General features: G+C 48.0%; 13 protein-coding genes and 1 tRNA gene. 2 read left to right on the plus strand and 12 right to left on the minus strand.

Annotation, left to right across the window (positions count from 1 at the left end):
• Positions 1-15: 15 nt before the first annotated feature.
• From BM318_RS10565 to BM318_RS10580, 4 genes are all read right to left on the minus strand, one after another.
• On the minus strand, positions 16-2,415 hold the full coding sequence (locus tag BM318_RS10565) for an ABC transporter permease (RefSeq protein WP_092982580.1): 2,400 nt from the start codon (positions 2,413-2,415) through the stop codon (positions 16-18).
• A 72-nt stretch (positions 2,416-2,487) separates the two neighbouring features.
• Complete coding sequence (locus tag BM318_RS10570) at positions 2,488-3,183, minus strand: ABC transporter ATP-binding protein (RefSeq protein WP_092982581.1); 696 nt, start codon at positions 3,181-3,183, stop codon at positions 2,488-2,490.
• 31 nt (positions 3,184-3,214) lie between these two features.
• Positions 3,215-4,465 (minus strand): efflux RND transporter periplasmic adaptor subunit, encoded by a 1,251-nt coding sequence (locus BM318_RS10575; protein WP_092982582.1) that lies wholly within the window; start codon positions 4,463-4,465, stop codon positions 3,215-3,217.
• Between the two features lie 21 nt (positions 4,466-4,486).
• On the minus strand, positions 4,487-5,866 hold the full coding sequence (locus BM318_RS10580; RefSeq protein ID WP_092982583.1) for a TolC family protein: 1,380 nt from the start codon (positions 5,864-5,866) through the stop codon (positions 4,487-4,489).
• Between the two features lie 149 nt (positions 5,867-6,015).
• On the opposite strand from BM318_RS10580, the gene BM318_RS10585 reads away from it, so the two are divergent.
• On the plus strand, positions 6,016-7,383 hold the full coding sequence (locus BM318_RS10585; RefSeq protein ID WP_092982584.1) for a sigma-54-dependent transcriptional regulator: 1,368 nt from the start codon (positions 6,016-6,018) through the stop codon (positions 7,381-7,383).
• Positions 7,383-8,726 carry a sensor histidine kinase gene (locus BM318_RS10590; RefSeq protein ID WP_092982585.1) on the plus strand — a complete coding sequence of 448 codons (1,344 nt, stop codon included), beginning with the start codon at positions 7,383-7,385 and terminating at the stop codon, positions 8,724-8,726. The genes BM318_RS10585 and BM318_RS10590 overlap by 1 nt, the downstream gene beginning before the upstream one ends.
• Here the strand turns inward: BM318_RS10590 and BM318_RS10595 are convergent.
• The 8 genes from BM318_RS10595 to BM318_RS10630 all read right to left on the minus strand — a co-directional run bounded on the left by BM318_RS10595 (position 8,723) and on the right by BM318_RS10630 (position 18,116).
• Positions 8,723-9,142: a toxin-antitoxin system YwqK family antitoxin gene (locus BM318_RS10595; RefSeq protein WP_245759807.1), complete on the minus strand. Its 420-nt coding sequence runs from the start codon at positions 9,140-9,142 to the stop codon at positions 8,723-8,725. The genes BM318_RS10590 and BM318_RS10595 overlap by 4 nt on opposite strands.
• 2 nt (positions 9,143-9,144) lie before the next feature.
• Entirely contained in the window at positions 9,145-10,464 is a 1,320-nt protein-coding gene (locus BM318_RS10600) for a POTRA domain-containing protein (RefSeq protein WP_245759808.1), read from the minus strand.
• A gap of 41 nt (positions 10,465-10,505) precedes the next feature.
• Positions 10,506-11,408: a hypothetical protein gene (locus BM318_RS10605; protein ID WP_092982586.1), complete on the minus strand. Its 903-nt coding sequence runs from the start codon at positions 11,406-11,408 to the stop codon at positions 10,506-10,508.
• A 92-nt stretch (positions 11,409-11,500) separates the two neighbouring features.
• Entirely contained in the window at positions 11,501-12,220 is a 720-nt protein-coding gene (locus BM318_RS10610) for a DUF547 domain-containing protein (RefSeq protein ID WP_092982587.1), read from the minus strand.
• Between the two features lie 121 nt (positions 12,221-12,341).
• A complete protein-coding gene (locus BM318_RS10615) occupies positions 12,342-14,351 on the minus strand; it encodes a DUF3857 domain-containing protein (protein ID WP_177218303.1) in 2,010 nt (669 codons plus the stop codon).
• Positions 14,335-16,164: a transglutaminase-like domain-containing protein gene (locus BM318_RS10620; protein WP_143099964.1), complete on the minus strand. Its 1,830-nt coding sequence runs from the start codon at positions 16,162-16,164 to the stop codon at positions 14,335-14,337. Before BM318_RS10620 ends, BM318_RS10615 begins: the two co-directional genes overlap by 17 nt.
• A gap of 193 nt (positions 16,165-16,357) precedes the next feature.
• A complete protein-coding gene (locus tag BM318_RS10625) occupies positions 16,358-17,650 on the minus strand; it encodes a M14 family metallopeptidase (RefSeq protein ID WP_092982590.1) in 1,293 nt (430 codons plus the stop codon).
• A 392-nt stretch (positions 17,651-18,042) separates the two neighbouring features.
• Positions 18,043-18,116, minus strand: a tRNA-Arg gene (locus tag BM318_RS10630).
• Positions 18,117-18,147: the final 31 nt, after the last annotated feature.

Below are 18,147 nucleotides of genomic sequence, written 5' to 3' on the forward strand. Positions count from 1 at the left end.
GTTTGTTGGTTATGTTTATTCCGTCCGAAGACTTTTTACCGGATTCTGCCGGGCGGCTTTGAGCGCCTGGAAGCTTACTGTCAGCACGGTAATTCCAAAAGCTCCTAACATGGCCAGGCCAAATATCCACCATTTCAGGATAACGCGATACGGATATTCCTGTAACCATCCATTCATGACGTAGTAGGCAATAGGAACTGCGATGAAACAAGAGATAGCGACTAATTTCAGGAAATCCTTGGAAAGCATATTCCATACGTTAAAGGCAGAGGCCCCCAATACCTTGCGCACCCCGATTTCCTTGGTCCGTTGTTCCGCAACAAAGGAAGTCAGTCCAAAGAGGCCAAGGCAACTGATCAGAATGGCCAGAGCAGTAAATATTCCGGAAAGCGTTCCGATACGTTGTTCTGAAGCAAATTTCTCACCGTATTCCGCGTCTACGAAATCGTATTGAAACGGGATTGCCGGAAAGTTGTCCTTAAAGATCCGCTCAACGGTTGCCAGGCTTTGGCTTGCACTTTGATTCGGATTCAACCGCAGGTTATAGTAACTGAAATTATTATAGCGGTCATAGACATACCAGCCTTGTTTCACCGGCTCATATGGAGATTGGGCGATCATGTCCTGAACTACTCCAATTATTTTCATATCCGGCCCGGGATCCTCTTCATCGGAATCGCGAATAATCGTACCTACCGGATTTTCCAGACCCATATAGGCGACAGCAGTTTCATTGATCAGGATTCCCATGGAATCCGATGCGATATCCCGAGAAAAGTCCCGCCCTTCCAGGATTTTGAGATCAATGGTTTTGGCATAGTCCACCGAGACTTCGGTCCAGGCAAAATCCTCCTGGAAACCATCGGGCTTCCCTTCCCAGGTATAACCACTTCGGTTAGACCAGATGCGAGTGGTCGGGCTACTGGAGGTGGCCATTTCCACCACGGCTCCGGAGCCGATGAATTGCTCCCGCATGAGTTCGGTTTTGTCATTGAAATCCTCGCTAAAGGTGGGAATCTGAACCAGGCCATCCATAGTGTAACCCACTGGTCTGTTCTTAGCGTGGTTGATTTGTTGCATCACGATAACGGTTCCAATAATAAAGGCCACCGAAACGGTAAACTGCAGCACCACAAGGATTTTTCGGGGCAAACCGGAATACTTTCCTGCCTTAAAAGTCCCTTTGAGCACATCTACGGGCCGGAAGGAGGACAAGTATAGTGCTGGGTAGCTCCCGGCCAAGAGCGAAGTGAATACAATCAAGCCCAAAGCCAGTCCCCAAAACAAGGGGGATTCCCAGGGGAATGCGATCTCTTTGCGCGCCAGGTCATTAAAGCCATCGAGCGATAGTAAAACGATAAGGACGGCCATGACAAAGGCAAAGACAACTACGAGCAGCGATTCGCTTAAGAACTGATTGATCAGTTGACTGCGTTGCCCGCCAATACTCTTGCGAATCCCTACTTCCTTCGCCCGCTTTTCGGAACGTGCCGTGCTCAAATTCATAAAGTTGATACAGGCCAGCAGGAGAACAAAAATCCCGATGATCCCAAAGAGCCAAACATATTTGATCCGGCCACCGACCTGCTTGCCATCTTCGAAATTGGAACGCAAGTACCAGTCGTCCATGGGAAGCAGCATAAGTTGCGGATTAAATTCCGCTGTGTCCTCATTCAGGTCTTTTTTGACATTACGGATGCGCTCGGAAACAGTCGACATATCCGCATTGTCTGCAATTTGCACGAACATTTGCCAGGAATTATTCCCCCAGTTATCCTTGGAGTTTTGTATCCATTCAGCATTGTTTACATAGTGGTCCCATGGGATAATATAATCCGTATCATTGAAGGAGTTGTTAAAGGGAATGTCTTTGTAGACGGCACTTACATTGAGGTCGTACTGATTGTAAATTCGCACAGTCTTGCCTATTGGGTCCTGATTACCAAAGAGGGTTTCCGCTGTAGATTCTGCCAGCATGATAGAATTGATTTCACGCAAGCCATCACGATCTCCTTTAATTACCTCGAGGTTTAGGAACTCAGGGGCCATTCGCTGCATATAGTTCCCGGTACGCGTGATATTCAGATCCCCAACCCTCAGAAAACCCTGCTGCGTCCAGGACGACATCATGATATGCTCAAAGTTATCGGCAAAACCATCTCGGAGGGCTGGTTCTAGAGGTAGTGGGATGGCAGGTCCCGTTCCGGTATTCCCATTAAAAGTCTGAGATTGAAATACCTGGGCTATTCTATCCTTGTTGTTATAATAGCTGTTATAGGTAAGTTCGTCATGGATCCAAAGGCCTATGATCAGGGCTACGGCGATCCCAAGGGCGAGACCTCCTATATTTATCAGGGAGTACCCCTTGTTCTTCAACAGGTTCCTCCAGGCGGTTTTTAAATAGTTCTTAAACATGATGTGTGCTTTTTCGGGTTACCCCAGTGATTTTCGATTGATGAATAAACTCGGCATGCGATGAATAAACTCCTAAATCGCTGCTCCTACAGGGCGATTTTGATTCTGGGTAACAATCTGACCATCGAAAAGGTGAACCACCCGATGGGCGAAATGCGAATCGTGGTCGGAGTGGGTTACCATTACAATGGTTGTCCCATCCTGATTGAGCTCAGTAAGCAGGTTCATGACCTCTAACCCATTTTTGGAATCCAGGTTTCCGGTAGGCTCATCGGCCAGTATGAGTTTAGGCTTGGTAATAACGGCGCGGGATATCGCAACCCGTTGTTGTTGCCCTCCGGACAATTGCTGGGGGAAGTGATTGGCACGGTGTGCCATCTTCATACGTTCCAAAACTTCCGTAACCCGCTGTTTGCGCTCACTCTTACTGATGTTGAGATAAATCAAAGGGAGTTCCACATTTTCGAAAACGGTAAGCTCGTCGATCAGGTTGAAACTTTGGAAAACGAAGCCCAAATTCCCCTTTCGCAGCTCAGTGCGCTGGGATTCTTTGAGTCCGGAAACTTCATTTCCGGCGAAATTATAGGAGCCCTCCGTTGGGTTGTCGAGCATTCCAATAATATTGAGCAATGTGGATTTACCACAGCCCGAAGGGCCCATAATGGCCACGAACTCGCCGTCGTCTACTTTAAGGTTTACGTTGTTTAGCGCCAGGGTCTCTACTTCCTCTGTGCGAAACGATTTCTTGAGATTCTGAATAGTTATCATCGCTTTTTGATTGTTTGAGTTTTTTAATTCTTTACTTAATGATTACGCGGTCGGCTTCCCCGAACGAATCGTAGTTACTGGTAATAACACTTTCCCCACTTTCCAAGCCGTCGAGGACTTCGAAATACTGCGTGTTTTGTTTACCCAACCGAACTTCCCGGCGAATGGCTTCACCCCCATTGGGAACCACTACAAACACCCATTGTCCTCCCGTACTTTGGAAGAATCCTCCCTTGGGTAGCAAGACAGCCTCACTGGATTCACCGAGTCGTAACTTCAGGTTATAGGTTTGTCCGGCGCGGATGGTTTCTGGTTTATCGCCTGTAAAGACAAGGTCTACACGAAATCGTCCACTGCGAACTTCGGGATATACTTTTCGAACCCGTAGCGGAAATTCAGTGCCATTGCGCTCCAGGGTAGCCGAGAGATCTCGCTTGACCCGATCTATATAGTGTTCGTCGATGTTGGCCTCTATCTTAAAATCGGTGAGGACATTGATCTGGCCTATGCGTTCCCCTTGTGTAATATTCTGTCCTATTTCCGCATCCAGGAAACCCAATTGCCCATCTGCGGGGGCTCGCACATTGAGGTGGTCGAGCCGCTGGTATACCATAGAAAGGGTTTTCTGCATTCGCACCAGATCCGCGTCCAGTCCCCGGAGGGAAGTCTCACGCAGTTGCTCGTCATTTTCGGTTTGTACCTTGAGGATATCGTACTGCTTCTGAGCTAATTCGTAATTCTCTTTGGAGATAAGGTAGTCCTCCCGCGAGATTAATTCATCCGCAAAGAGCGCCTTGTTCTGATCGAAGTTTCGCTTGGTCCGTTGCAATTCATTACTGGCGGTTGCCAGGGAACGACGCCCGTCTACCTGGCGCTGGTCAAAGGTTAGTTTTGTTGAGCGTAAATCGTTTTGCTTTAAGGCCAGGTTGCTCTCGCTGGCTAAAATCTGTTCGTACAGGTTCATATTCTCCAATTTCAGGATAATGTCCCCTTTTTTAACGGTAGCTCCTTCTTCGATCAACTTCTCGGTAACCCTTCCCCCTTCATAAGCGTCCATATAGATGGTCGATATGGGGGCAACATTCCCGGTGATGGTAATATAATCGTCGAATTCGCCGCGGGATACCTGAGCTATGGAAATACGATCTGCCTCGGTTCTGTAAGTGCTTCCGCCATCCGATAACAGCAGTTTATAGCCTACGAATAGCAACGCCACTCCGGCCAGCGCATAGACAATGTGCTTGCGCCGTATCCCTTTTTTCTTTTCTATTTTGATGTCCATAATTTCTGTGTCGTTAGCGAATTAGCGCGATTCTCGGGTCATACCAAATACCGGTAATCCCTGGTAAAAATCCAAAGTGCTTTTGTTGATTTCATACCGAAGATGCACCTGAAGGTTTTCGTTTTGGGCTGTCGCATAGAGATTCTTCGCTGTAAATAGCTCAATCCCATTGATTAAGCCTTTTTCAAAGCGTTTCTGGGCCGTAGCAAAGGCTAGTTCCTGTGCAACTACCGTTTGCTCGCTTTGCTCCCTTTGTACCTTGAGGCTTTCATTTTCCTGAATCAATTGCATCACGGTTTGCCGCAATTCCTGCTGTTGGATTTTCTGTGTATTCATCGCGCGCTGATACGCGATTTTTTGTTGCTTCACCTGTGAACGGCGCGACCAGGCATTGGAAATCGGAATATTCATAGAGAATCCGACAAATTCCGAAGCGTTATCCCTGAATTGATCTCCAAAAGGAACGGTCATCCCTAGGGAATCTACGGTTGTTTCAAAATACCCTGTCCGAAATCCGGCCACAAGACTTATGGAAGGGTATAAATTCCCCCGGGCGGCGGCCAACTGTTTGCGGGCCGCTTCCACCCGAAATTCCTGGGCAGCCATTAACGGTACGGTCTCTAAAGCCGTTTCAACCAGGACGTCGGAATCCGGTAAGGTCTCAGTACCGATTAACCCGGGATCCAGGGTCGTTTCGATTTCCAGGGTACTTACCCCTTCAAGGTTCATTTCCTGGATCAGGTTCAGTTTGGCTGCTGCCAGTTGATTCTGCGCCTGGGTCAGGTTTAATTTATCGGTGAGTAAGAGTGATTCCGCCTCGTAGAGATCGGCCCCTGCCATTAAGCCGAGGTCTATTTGCCGCTGTACCAGATCATAATTCTGCTGGGAAACACTAACCTGCTCCTCCGCTATAGCGGTAAGGCCATTAAAAAAGCGGATATCGTAAAAGGCTTGCATTACGCGAAAGGCGAGCAAGTAATTCTGATGCTCCTTTTCGCTGAGGGAGGCCTGATAGAGCCACTTATTGGCCCGGATGGTGTTCCATTTCTGAAATCCCTGGAATAAATCTATAGAACTATTGAGGTTATAACTGTTGGAGAAGAAATCAAGAGTCACAAACGTACCGGTATTGGGATCTTCCGCACGTCCATAACTAACAAAGTAATCCGCAGAACCGCTGGCAGTTGGAAAAAGATTTCGGATCGACTGGCGATAGGTTTCCCGATCCGAAGCGACATTGAAGCTGAAATCCTTTACCTGGACATTGTGCTCCAGGGCATAGGCAACACAAGCCTCCAGGGTCCAGCGCTCCGGGAGGGATTCATTGGCGGTTTGCTGGCCCAACAAAATCCCTCCGAGCAGACTGAACAGCAGATTGATGATTGGTCGTTTTTGATTCATGCCATTTTATATACTATTGGCGTGCCATAAAATCAAAATACTGTATATCAGTGTTTTAATAAATCTTAAAGAACCGACGGCTCTGGAAGATGTAAAAATATTGTACATTGGGTGTAAAATAATTTTACGTTGCACAACGTGCTGCTGGCATGACTTCCGCCCACATTTTAATCATTGACGATAATAAAAGTATCCTTAGCGCACTGGATCTGCTCCTGCGCTTTGAATACGATGCAGTAGACTCCATTTCGAATCCCAATCAAATTCCATCGCTGGAACTGGATCGTTACGATGTGGTGCTGCTGGATATGAATTTTTCGGCCGGGGTGAATACCGGTAATGAAGGCCTATACTGGCTGCGGGAAATTAAGAAACGATCGCCGCAGACCACTGTAGTAATGATGACCGCCTATGGTGCTGTTGACCTGGCCGTGAGTTCTCTTAAGGAAGGGGCGGCCGATTTTATCCTGAAACCCTGGAACAACGAGAAGCTGCTGGCTACCGTCCGCGCTGCCCTAGAACTTTCCCGTTCCCATAAGACCATCGATGAGCTCAAAAGAAAGGAAGGACAACTCAAGCAGGTGATTAACGAAGACCGCCATTCCATAGTCGGACAATCCAAGGCCATTGAAGCTGTGCTCAAGTTAACCCGAAAGGTGGCAGCCACGGATGTGAACGTATTGATCACCGGGGAGAACGGAACGGGTAAGGAATTGATCGCCCGTGAATTGCATCGGGCTTCGAATCGCAGGGACGAGGTATTTATTAAGGTAGACATGGGTTCCATAGCGGAGAACCTATTGGAAAGTGAGCTTTTTGGCCATGTACGTGGGGCTTTTACAGATGCCCGGGAAGACCGGACAGGTAAATTCGAAGCAGCCCATACGGGAACCTTATTTTTGGACGAAATCGGAAACTTAAGCCTACAGGCCCAATCCAAACTCCTGACTGCCATCCAAAGCAAGTCTATCGTAAAGGTTGGTTCCAATAAATCCATCGCCGTAGATATACGCCTGTTGTGCGCAACCAATTGCAACCTGGAACAAATGGTTCGCGAAGGCGCCTTCCGGGAAGATCTGCTCTATCGCATCAATACCATAACCATTGAAGTACCCCCTTTACGGGAGCGGGGGGATGATATCCGGGTGCTCGCGGATTTCTTCCTCCGAAAATTCAGTGCCAAATACGACAAATCCGGAATACGGCTGAGTAATGCAGCACAGCAAAAGCTCTTGAATTACTCCTGGCCTGGAAATATCCGGGAATTGTTGCACAGTGTGGAACGCGCCGTAATCCTGGCAGAAAACAACAGTATCGAACCCGAAGATATTTCCCTTGGGACAAGCGGCGCTCGAGAAAGCACTTCGGCGAATATCCCTAAAACCCTGGAGGAAATGGAAGTAGCTATGATCCACAAAGCACTGGACAGGCATCAGGGCAATTATACAGCTGCAGCAGAAGAGTTGGGCATTACCCGCCAGACCCTATACAATAAACTCAAAAAGTTTGCACGCTGATGGCCAGTCGGAATTTTTACATCCAACTCATTTTCAGGGTATTCGGCATAGCGGCTGCCGCGATCCTGATGGCGTATTCCCAGGGAAACCAATGGTGGATAACCTTTGGGATTTCCCTGGCCATTCTATTTGGGCTTGTCCTGGATCTGATTCGTTATATCAACAGTACAAATCGGAAAATCGCCTATTTCTTCGACGCAATCCGCAATGAGGATTTTACCCTTCGTTTTCCTGAAAGAGTTGATATTGAGTCCTTTAAAGAGCTCAATCAAAGCTTAAACCGCGTCAATGGCCTGATCCAGGAGGTACACATTCAACTTCAAATCCGGGAGAACTATTACCAGGAAATATTGCGACAGGCGCGTATTGGGATACTCACTTACAACCAAAAAGGGCATATCCTTTTTTCCAATCCCACCGTAGAAAGGTTATTCAACCATAGCCCTTTGAATCACGTCCGGCAGTTGGAACAAATCGATCCGAAACTCTATGCGCTCTTCAGCAGCTTTGAGCCCTTTGACCGAAAGCTCTACCAGCTGACCAATGAAAGGGAACAGCATCAGTTGGCCCTGAAATCCACACCCGTGGTATTAAAAGACGAACCCCTCTTGCTGGTGGTTGTACAGGATATTCGCTATGAGCTAGATGAGAAAGAAACCGAGTCCTGGATTCGGCTGATTCGTGTGCTTACCCATGAGATCATGAATACAATTGCCCCGATAACCTCTATATCCGAATCCGTCCTGAAGTATTTCCAAAGCGGGCAGGAAAATCCAGCCTTATTCGGAGAACAACGCAAACTGGACGGTTCCATCCGGGGATTAGAGGTAATACAGGGGCAAAGCGCTAACCTTATGGAGTTTGTGGAATCGTACAGAACGTTGTTGAATGTCCCGAAACCGATCCGACAGCTCATCCCCCTGTCTGAATTATTCCAGAAACTTCAGATAATGGCGGAAGGAAGCAATGACACGAATACTCCTATTTCCTGGGAGATAGCGCCCGAAGATCTCGAAATTTACGCCGACGAGAAACTCATTACCCAGACCATGCTCAACCTCATCCGCAATGCGCGTCAGGCACTGGGACAGCAAGCCGATCGGCAAATTCGGGTCCGCGGCTACTTCAATGGAGCGGGGCAAAAAACAATCGCAGTTGCAGACAATGGCCCGGGAATACCCGAAGAACTCAAGGACGAAATCTTTGTCCCGTTCTTCACCACCAAGGAAAAAGGCAGCGGAATTGGCCTGAGTCTTTCGCGTCAAATCATGCACTTGCACGGGGGCGAACTTAAATTGGTTTCAACGCCCGATTCCGGAACGGAATTTCGGTTGGTGTTTTAGTACAGGTCCAACAGGCTGTTTTCCCGCTTAAAGCTCTTCAGATCCTTCCATTCCTTCACAAAGCGTCCCTTACTGTATCGGGAAGCGGATGATAGCTCTCCTTCGGTGTATTTGAGGCAGTAGCCATTCTTCATCCCATCTTCTAATTGGCATTTGTGGGCGGGCTTGCCCTGCGCATCATAGTAAATCCACCAGTTAGAAGGCCTTCCTTCATTGTAGTGCCCCTCGCGTTCCAGGGTCCCGTCATCCGCATAGAAATACCAGTATCCTTCGCGCACATGATCGGCAATCCACCCGGCGGCCTTAACGTTGCCATTGGGGTAATACAGGCGGACGTATTCGCGTTCCTCCTGTGGGGAAGCTCCCACCAAAAGCAGCAGAAAGCCAATTCGTATAAACCAAAGTATTCCAGACATACTTAAAAATATTGGCCCACCCCAAAGACTATTCCCTTGGCGGCATCCGGGGTGATCCCATGCCCGTAGTCTATTCGGAAAATGGCGTTAAAAATGCGTTTGTGAATAAATCGTAATCCGATACCAGGATAAATGCGCAGGTTATTGCGTTCGGTAAGGTCCCCAAAATCACCTCCCGGATTCCTCCAGCTTCCGCCATCCACAAAGACATTCCCCTGCAACACAAACCAATCCTTTTCAATAAGGGTATGGCGGTATTCTGTATTGAGAACTATAGCCGCAGTGCCCCGGTCAATGGTATTCCCTACGCCACGAATATTCAGGTTGTTATCTACCGCAAAGGGTGCAAAAGGGGTAGGATCGTTATCGGCTAGCCCAAGGCGTAAACGGTTCGCCCAATTGCCCCGTTGCCCCACGCGGGCGAAATACAAGAAGTCATTGAAACCAATCCAGAAATCGGGAAGTTGCCCCGAATCCCGGCTATGGACATATTGCACATTGAGGATGCTCCGGAATCCGGACAGGTAATGATAATGGTATCGCAGGCCATTGTGATCAAAAATGAATTTAACCAGCGACTTATTCACCTTTAAGTCCTGAGGCACGTTTGGATCTGTTGCCCCTTGCAAATAGGCGTAATCCTCGGTAAAGTAATTTATTCCAAGTTCCAGGCGATTCTTAAAGTTGATCTGGTAGAGCCCCAGTACTTCAAAAGATCGGTTGCTGTAACGGTAATCCGCTGTGCCTGAATCCAGAAAAACAGGCTCTTGGGTAACCAGCGAAGTCCAGTTAACTGCCAGGCCAAGGTGCCTGCTAAAAAGGAAGGGTGCCCGGAATTGCAGGCCGTAGGAATCAAAGATGTCTCGTTGGTAAAATGCGCCCAAAGTAATGTTCCGACCAAAGGCGTTAAACTCCTGTAAGCCAATCCGAAAAGCGAATTCGTCGTTATCTGAGGTATAGAAATTGGCAAAGGGAATCAGGGTAAAGTTCTCCTCCAGTAGAAACAGCAGGATGTCCCGATTTTCCCCGCGTAATTCAAATTCCACATGGGCCAGGGATGGTAGTCGTTTTAACCGTTCTACCTCCTGCGCTATGATCGCGGCGTCCACAGAATCGCCTTTGCGGATTCGCACTACCTTGCGGAGTGCCGATGTCTGCGTGCGCCGGTTCCCTTCAAAAGCTATCGAATCGATTAGGATCTTTGCATCATGCTGCAGACCGTAGGAGCTGCTTACCTCCTGGGCAACACAAGGCACGGTCTGCAGTAAGCTGCTGACAGCAAGTAATATAGGATAAACATGTCTGCGGATGTTTACAATCATTAAGTCTTGGATACTATGGGGTCAGATACTGCATGTTCGTTTTAGAAAATTGCCCTAAGGCCAATATTAAAGGTCTCCCCCAGCCCGGTATTGGACCCACGTACAAAATTGGTGTACAAGGCCTCAATGTTCAGGGCGTCGGTCAATTGATATTTCATTCCTCCCCCGAGGGCCGTAAAGTCTTGTGGAAAATCATTCCCCAAATCGATGCGCTGGGAGTGCTGGACAAGGGCGAGTACCGTAAACTTGGAACTTGGAAAAAAACTGAGGAAAAGCCCCGGGGTAAGATTAAGGCTGTTATTGGCAAAACTATCCTCGGGTTTCCCAAAACTCAGTTCGCTATTGAGTTCAGAAAACAGTTGCCATTTCCCACCCGCAAAGGTATGGTCGTAAAAGAAGCGGGTTTGCCAGATAAAACCATTCTGATCCAGGAAAACACCATTCTCAGTTTCGTTATCTACCAATGGGAAAAAGAGCGAACTCTGGATGGAAAAATTACTAACCGCCGCTATGGGTACAAATTTTACGGACGGTGCAATAGAGGTAAGCCCGGAACGTGCCGTGCCTTCCTCCCCATCGAACTGAAATACTTCCAGGGCGCCCCGGCCTCCGATTACGTTGGATCGGAATTCAAGGATCCCCCCGATATTCCATCGCTTATTTTGACCGACTCCCGTATAGAATTCCAGGGTGGACGTAAAAAAAGTCTGCCGGGGCTGCTTGCCATCGGCGAAGGTGCTCTCGGTTTCGGTGTACAGGTTATTGAACCACTTCAGGTCCCATTGTCCTTTTCCGATGAGTTTCGAGGGGGTATACTGCTGAATATTACTTTGAGCTGGCGCGTTCTCCTGGGAGGTATCATCGGGTGTCTGCTGGGACCAGGCTATACTGGAGGAAAGCACCCAAATGGCTACTACTAAAGACTTGTTTACGTAATGTTTCATGAGGTTATCGTTATGCGATTTCAAAAAGGGGCCTGGGCACTTTCTGGTTTAAGTGCGGGTTAGAGGTATTTTATGATTGAATTATCTGAGATCTATTGAACATCGTTCAATGTCCAGTCGTAGGCATAGAAGCCTGTTTTAGATTTTTCGGGCAAAGGGGATTCGCGATATTGATTGATGAATTCAATAAAGGATTTTCCCCCGCGCGTAAAATCCTCCCCATACCATTCGAAAATTTGAGAGAGGAGTATGCGTTTTCCTTTGGCCTGGATAAAACCGGGATTATTCAATGCCAGTTCCGTTTGTTGCTGCAACTGCATCTCCAGCATATCGGGCTTGTAGGCGGAGGGGATTATGGGTGGACAGCCCAAACCGGCACAAACCAAAACAAAGTGAAAACGAGCCTCCTGCGGATAAACCGGTCGCAGCAATTCGTTTTCAATGGCGTTCAGGGTGTACTTTCCACCACCCAGTTCGTAACGAGTCTTATCAAAAAATCCGGGGATATCCAGGGGGGATTTAACGGGATAATGATCCACAATCCCCCTAATTACCGCGAGGTTATAGGCATTGATCCAAAAGGCCTGATAGTTGGCGGGGTCTTCGCTAGAAACGGTAATTGCGGCCGCCTTTTCCAACAGAAGATTCAGGGCTGCTGGGTTCGCTTTCACTGCAGCGTAATCTACACGGCCATCGCGTACATGGTTCGAAAAAAAGGCATCGGCCTTCTCAAAAAAGGAGGCGGGAGCCTGGGCGCTGGCGAAAATCGGGGCAGCCAGCAGCGTTAGGCATAAAAGAAATCTTGTGATCATCGCTTGTAAATAGTAGGTGTTTCACCTTGTTCATTACAAAGAGACGGGTATCAGATCACAAAAGGTTCACAGATTTCTGGAATTTTGGTGAGAACTCGATCAGGAGCAAACCTCTTCGGGTTTAGTCCCCTTTTAACCGGACGAGGATACGATTGTTACGAATATTTTTCATGGCCGCATTCAGGGCCGAAAGCTTCGGCTGTTCATTATTGCGAATGACATCCTGGCTAATGCGATAGCGCGATTTCAGGGTTAATTCATTCCCGTTAACCAATTTCAGATCAAAGACATAGGTACCCAATTCGTTCGCAAAATTCACGTTGTAGGTCTCCTGGTTCAGGACTTCGATGGCCTTGGGAAATTTGAGGATGAGCAAAATATCGTCCGTATACTGGTAATCCAGATAGAAATTCATGGCCCCTTCGCTTTCATCGCTTTCCAGTTCGTTGTGATCGAGCAGGTTTTCCAGGGAAATACTTACCATATTGTCGTTCAGATAGGAGACCCCGCCGATAATGCGACCGGTCCCCGACATGGTATAAGCAAATGGCTGGGTATCCTTCAGGCGGGTGGAAGTAATGGTGTCCAGTTCAAAAATTTCCTCCTCTCCTTCGTATTCCTCCAGCGCATTGTAATATTCACTGACCTCCTCGTCCTGTTCCATCAAGCCCAGAAACCCTTTAACATCCGTATATATTCCCCCTGAAACGGACATGCGATATTGGGTGGGAAAACTTTCTTTCTCTTCTCCGAGATCTACGTAATAGGTCTGCTTGGCAAAATTCTGACTAGCCTGGGCATCGGGCAATCGAATAACCTGTACCTCAACCGAATCTACCACAGCCATCTCCATATCAATTCCAATGAATTTATCCTTTCGGGAGCGTTCAATTTCACCGAAAGGTTTGGCGATCACAGCCTCTGTGTTATAGAGTTCCGTAGGAATCTCATTTATGCGATACATGGCCACCTCATCGTGCGGGTAGACCAGGTTAAAATTCCCATCGGAATCCTTGTAGGCAAAGAAAATGTGGTCAAATTCCCCACTGCGTATAAAATAAGGGTCTATGGCTCCTGTGCGTTTACTTCGGGCAAACACCGCCCAATATTCGATTTCAAGTTCTTCGAGCATTCTGCGGTATAATCGGCGTACGCTAATTGGGTTGAGCCGGCCTTCTTTTAAGAAATACCCACTGGATTTAAGGATTTCGTCGCGCTGGGCCGGTTCCATGGTCATGGTGGTGAGAATTTCCTCATGCAGAATCTCAAATTGCCTGAACCGATCTAATTGCTTAGCATCTCCCAGGGCATTTCGTTTCCAGCGATTGTAGTAATTAAAGTTTTCCCGATCGAAGGAGAAGGGCTGGGTTACGATATTGAAACCCTTGTTGTAGATCTTTTTCCAGGAAGGTGGCTCCTCGTCTTTATCTTCCACCGAATAGTAGGCATAGGGTAACTGACACGGGATACAGGTATTTTGGTTTTCGGAAATGGCGCCGACCGTGTCCATGGCAAATACCATGTAGATGAGGGTGTCATTGGTAACTACCTGGGGCTCGGCCATCTCGTTATACCCTTTGAACCGAATGGAATTCTTTGTTCCGGTCTTCACGGAATACTCTGATTTCAGGATAGGAACGTTGGCCTGGAGGTAAACAAAGTCGTAGAGGTCGTCCGAATCTGGGTACTCGACGTAAGTGTATCTGGATTCAATGGTATCCCCAGGCTCCACCCCGGGGATAGGGTAATTGATATCATCAAAACGGTTTCGGGTATTCTTGCGCGCAAAAGCCTTTGCTGAATCTAATTCCAGGACCCGCCCATCGGCCTTATAGGTGGTTACTTCAACCTCTTTAAGCTGATTCGCCTGATCTGCACTAAGGCTCAGGTAGGCATACTGATCAACCCCCGTACTGGTTTGCACCACCAGTTTGTTACTAATACTCACATACCGCCGGTAACGACCCCAGCCCGGAGTGTAAGTTACATCGGTAAAGGAGTGGAGTAAATAGGCGTCTGCAGTTTCGCACTGGCGCTGAAATTCACTGTCCACAGGGGTTTCCTGGGCCAGGATTGCAGAACTGCTGCAGAAAACAAGCAGTACAAGGAAATACCTATACTTTCTTCTCAAGAACAATGGGTTCATCAACGGTTTTTTTAAAAAATTCCAGGCCCTTATTGATACGTTCAAGATTTTCCTTATCGGCTCGCTGATAGTCTACCGAAAATTCATAGCTATACTCTACGACCCGCTCGGATGGACTGCTCATACGAACTTGCAAGTCTATTCCCTCGGCGCTGTAGTTTTTCTCCCGTGGTTCAAAAGCGGCGAATGGGGTTTCCATTTGAACCCGGATCACAACCCGCTTGCGAAAAGTGCTGCCAAAATGGGTGCCCTCGAGGATTTGGTTTCGCTCTATTGTCTCAAAAAGGCGGGGTACAAAGTCCAGGAAAAGAAACTCGCTGTTTGCATCGTCAAAGCGTTTTCCATTGACCGCTAATTTCCCGGAAATAGAAAAGTCATTTTTATTGTTGACCGCCTGTAGTTCAGAAACACTTTGATTGCCAAAAACGGATTCATAATGGACGGTACCCGATGCTGTAAATTCCCTGGGGGCCATGGTTGCATAGGAGCGCTTGAGGAAGTTCCCGGAAATTCCCCCATAAACAACTTCAAAACTCCCTTGAAGTTCGAGGTTGGATGCATTTCCTTCAAGAGAGACCTGATATTCTATGCTGTTTTCCTCAGGGCTTGCCCCGTCGGCCTCAATCCATTCTCCCCCGGCTTCATTGACTAATAGCAGGGTTCGGTTTTGAATACTTTGGACCGGCGTTGCGGCGATATGGATGGGATCCGTAGGGTCCAGAATAAAGCGCTCGCCATCTACATAAGCCAGGCATACCACATGGTCGGCCGAACTCAGGGATGGGAAATCGCAATCTGTGATGTGATTATAGGTTGCCGCAAGGGCAATATCGCTCTTAATCCCCTTGTAATTCAGGGCCTGTGAAAGCAAATTGGAAAGATCCTTACAATCGCCTTCCTTGTTGGCAAATACCTGATTGGCATGCCTGGGGATAAAGGCCCCCATGCCTATTTCCAGGGCTACATATTTAAAGTTTTGCTGGATGTACTGGTAAATGATTTCCATTTGCTCCCGGGGATCGGATATCCCTTCAGTAAGCGCGTCGACCTGGGTGGCAACCGTTTTATTGATTCCCCTTCGTGTATTGACTTTTTCCAGATACCAGTCATTGAGGTAGCGTTTCCCATCCCTGCCGTAAGCTGCCGGGGGGAATATCATGCGCATTAGGGGGTCCCTTGAATTGCGATAAATCCCAAAGAGGGACAAGGGATTGGATTCAATTTCGTCTGGGGTAAGCCGAATCTTCCACCGGGTGCCCGTTTTGGTAACTACCGAATCCATCGAAAAGTTCCTGAGCGCATCGCTATGGATAATATCCCGGACCAGGGTTCGGGAGGATGGGACATTCAGGGTATAGTCCAGGGTGTCCACATCCCGGTAACTGAATAAGGGCAAACTGGAGAGGTACATCAATTCGTCGCAGTGGACTGCATAGTTTATAACCGCTCCATCTCCTGGAGGTACAATGATGGATTTGATGCGCTTACTGGCGATTACATCCAACTCCACATCCCGGGTTGCTATAATGGGTTCTTCTATTTGCTTTAATCGGCGCCCTTTGCGTTCAAACACTTCGATTTCTTCGATTCGCTCCAGTTCATGATCGTAGAAAATAGGATATACCGCAGGATTCTCGCTGGCCTTAACCTGGACCCGGATGTTCCGAACAAAGGAACCATCCTCCTTAATCACTATATTTTCAGATTTCTTCTGGATATGGACATCCTGGGCCTGCATCTGCAGACCTCCCGGGAAGAAGCAACAGCTTAAGAATAAGAGGATATAGGTATTCTTCAAACTTGGGTTAGGTTGTGGCAAACGTGATTTGGAAGTCCACTAGCACTTAAAGGTAAAAGGTATCCCCGGAATCTGACATTTTAAATGTTGTCCGGTACAATTTTTACGATAAGACTTACAAACGCAAGGAAAATATAGTACAAATTGCGTGGAATCCCGCGTATTTGGCTTACTGCCCAGATATACTTAAGGATTACTCGAGTAAGAGCCTCATTATTTCCTCGGCGGCTACCCTACCCTTTTCCCGAAGGAAATCCCTAGGGGTGTTATCGCCCAGTTCAAAAACAATGGCGGGCATCCCATGTGCTGCATAGAAGTGGTTTCTGGAAACCATGGTTGGTTCCAATTTTTTCGAAGCGCTGATATTGGTTTTCTTCTGGGGGAGTCTTTCGCTGATCGCGTTTATCCAATCGTAGACGATCTGCCCCTTATCTCCTGTAATTAAGGTGTCCAGCGGGTAATAGATATCGTCCCAAGTTGAATGGAAATCGGCTCCGAAAACAAATTGATAACCGGCATCGCTCTTCCCTTTGAGAAAATCGCGGACCGCTCGGGTTTCCGGCTGGTTGAACTCCTGCCAGTCGCGGTTCAGGTCAATTCCTCCTGAGTTATGGCGCCAGTGACCATTATCCACCCCATCGGGATTCATTAAGGGCGCATTAAAAATCGTATACTCCTGGCGAAACTTGCGGGCCAGCTCACTATCCCCTGCAAGGGTTTCCATAAAAGATTTCATGGCTAAAAAGCCTGTGACTTCCGGGGGGTGTTGACGGGATATAATCATAAGAGCGCGTTTTGCATTAGCTCCGTTGACCTCCATCAGATTCATGGCTCGTCCTTCCCTGCTTTTACCAATTTCGTAGGTGGAAATAAATGGTTTTTGGGAAAGGGAGTCGATCCATGATTTTACCACGCTTGAGGTATAGAGTTCCTGCGCACTAATCCAGGTAGGTTCTGAATCTACTGCTACCGTTATTTCTATGGCTTCGGGCGCCGCCTTTATCCCAAATTCCCCTTCCCCGGGGTTGATGAGCCGGAAGTTTGTGCTGTCCAGGGTTTTAAAATGGACACCATCCCGGCTTAATTTCGGATAGTATCGACTACGGCTGCCATCATAGGTAAACTGAAGTTTGATTTCCTGTGGCTGCGAACTCCAAACTTTGAAAGCGTACCAGGGACTGGGATTGATCGGGGTATTCTCTGCGGTAATCCAAAGGGTATAGGCATTTCCTCCGCTATGTGCCACTCCGTTAAGACGTCCGCCTTCAAAATCATTGGTAAAATAAACGGTACTGTCCTGGAAAGTCCAGATCCCTTTCCATTGTCGCTGAACCGGCTTGGTGAGCGTAGATACGACGGGGTTGGGACCCTGGCCCTGATAGCCGGTAGGCGCTTTCGGAGCATCGCTTTTTGCCGATTTGCAGGCAGCTATACCGCAGGATAATAGCACTAAAACAAGGAAGACACGTAAGGCGTTTCGGAACATGGAAGCGGAAGTTGGTTCGGTTGATGAAGGTATGAAATAATGGAAGGAATTCGCGCTGGCGGCAGCAGGATTACTCGCTGGTGCCTGCAGGATTACTCGCGGGCGCTCGTGATCCTTGGCAATCGCTCCTGCAAATACGGTCGAGCATTCGCAGGATTACGCTCGTGCCTCGCGTGATCCTTTGCAATCGCTCCTGCAAATACGGCCGAGCATTCGCAGGATTACGCTCGTGCCTCGCGTGATCCTTTGTACTCACTTCTGCAAATACAAACCTCGCAAGGCATAAAATGCCTTGCTGGTTTTTGTTCCATCGCCCTTTACAAAAGTAAGCTTTTGACAGGTCTCCGGAACAAAAAACCCCGCAACTTGCGTTGCGGGGTTTGTGCTTGATGTGATCGCGGCAGGATTCGAACCTGCGACCGTCTGCTTAGAAGGCAGATGCTCTATCCAGCTGAGCTACGCGACCGGTTAGAAGGCCCCAAAGATACTAATGTCTC

This window comes from Robiginitalea myxolifaciens (assembly GCF_900115205.1).
In the GTDB taxonomy this organism is placed as follows: Bacteria; Bacteroidota; Bacteroidia; order Flavobacteriales; family Flavobacteriaceae; genus Robiginitalea; species Robiginitalea myxolifaciens.

What these genes read in the sequence shown, in the direction of transcription:
- BM318_RS10565 (WP_092982580.1), bottom strand. Translation starts at nt 2,415, where the DNA reads ATGTTTAAGAACTATTTAAAAACCGCCTGGAGGAACCTGTTGAAGAAC.
- BM318_RS10570 (WP_092982581.1), bottom strand. Translation starts at nt 3,183, where the DNA reads ATGATAACTATTCAGAATCTCAAGAAATCGTTTCGCACAGAGGAAGTA.
- BM318_RS10575 (WP_092982582.1), bottom strand. Translation starts at nt 4,465, where the DNA reads ATGGACATCAAAATAGAAAAGAAAAAAGGGATACGGCGCAAGCACATT.
- BM318_RS10580 (WP_092982583.1), bottom strand. Translation starts at nt 5,866, where the DNA reads ATGAATCAAAAACGACCAATCATCAATCTGCTGTTCAGTCTGCTCGGA.
- BM318_RS10585 (WP_092982584.1), top strand. Translation starts at nt 6,016, where the DNA reads ATGACTTCCGCCCACATTTTAATCATTGACGATAATAAAAGTATCCTT.
- BM318_RS10590 (WP_092982585.1), top strand. Translation starts at nt 7,383, where the DNA reads ATGGCCAGTCGGAATTTTTACATCCAACTCATTTTCAGGGTATTCGGC.
- BM318_RS10595 (WP_245759807.1), bottom strand. Translation starts at nt 9,142, where the DNA reads ATGTCTGGAATACTTTGGTTTATACGAATTGGCTTTCTGCTGCTTTTG.
- BM318_RS10600 (WP_245759808.1), bottom strand. Translation starts at nt 10,464, where the DNA reads ATGATTGTAAACATCCGCAGACATGTTTATCCTATATTACTTGCTGTC.
- BM318_RS10605 (WP_092982586.1), bottom strand. Translation starts at nt 11,408, where the DNA reads ATGAAACATTACGTAAACAAGTCTTTAGTAGTAGCCATTTGGGTGCTT.
- BM318_RS10610 (WP_092982587.1), bottom strand. Translation starts at nt 12,220, where the DNA reads ATGATCACAAGATTTCTTTTATGCCTAACGCTGCTGGCTGCCCCGATT.
- BM318_RS10625 (WP_092982590.1), bottom strand. Translation starts at nt 17,650, where the DNA reads ATGTTCCGAAACGCCTTACGTGTCTTCCTTGTTTTAGTGCTATTATCC.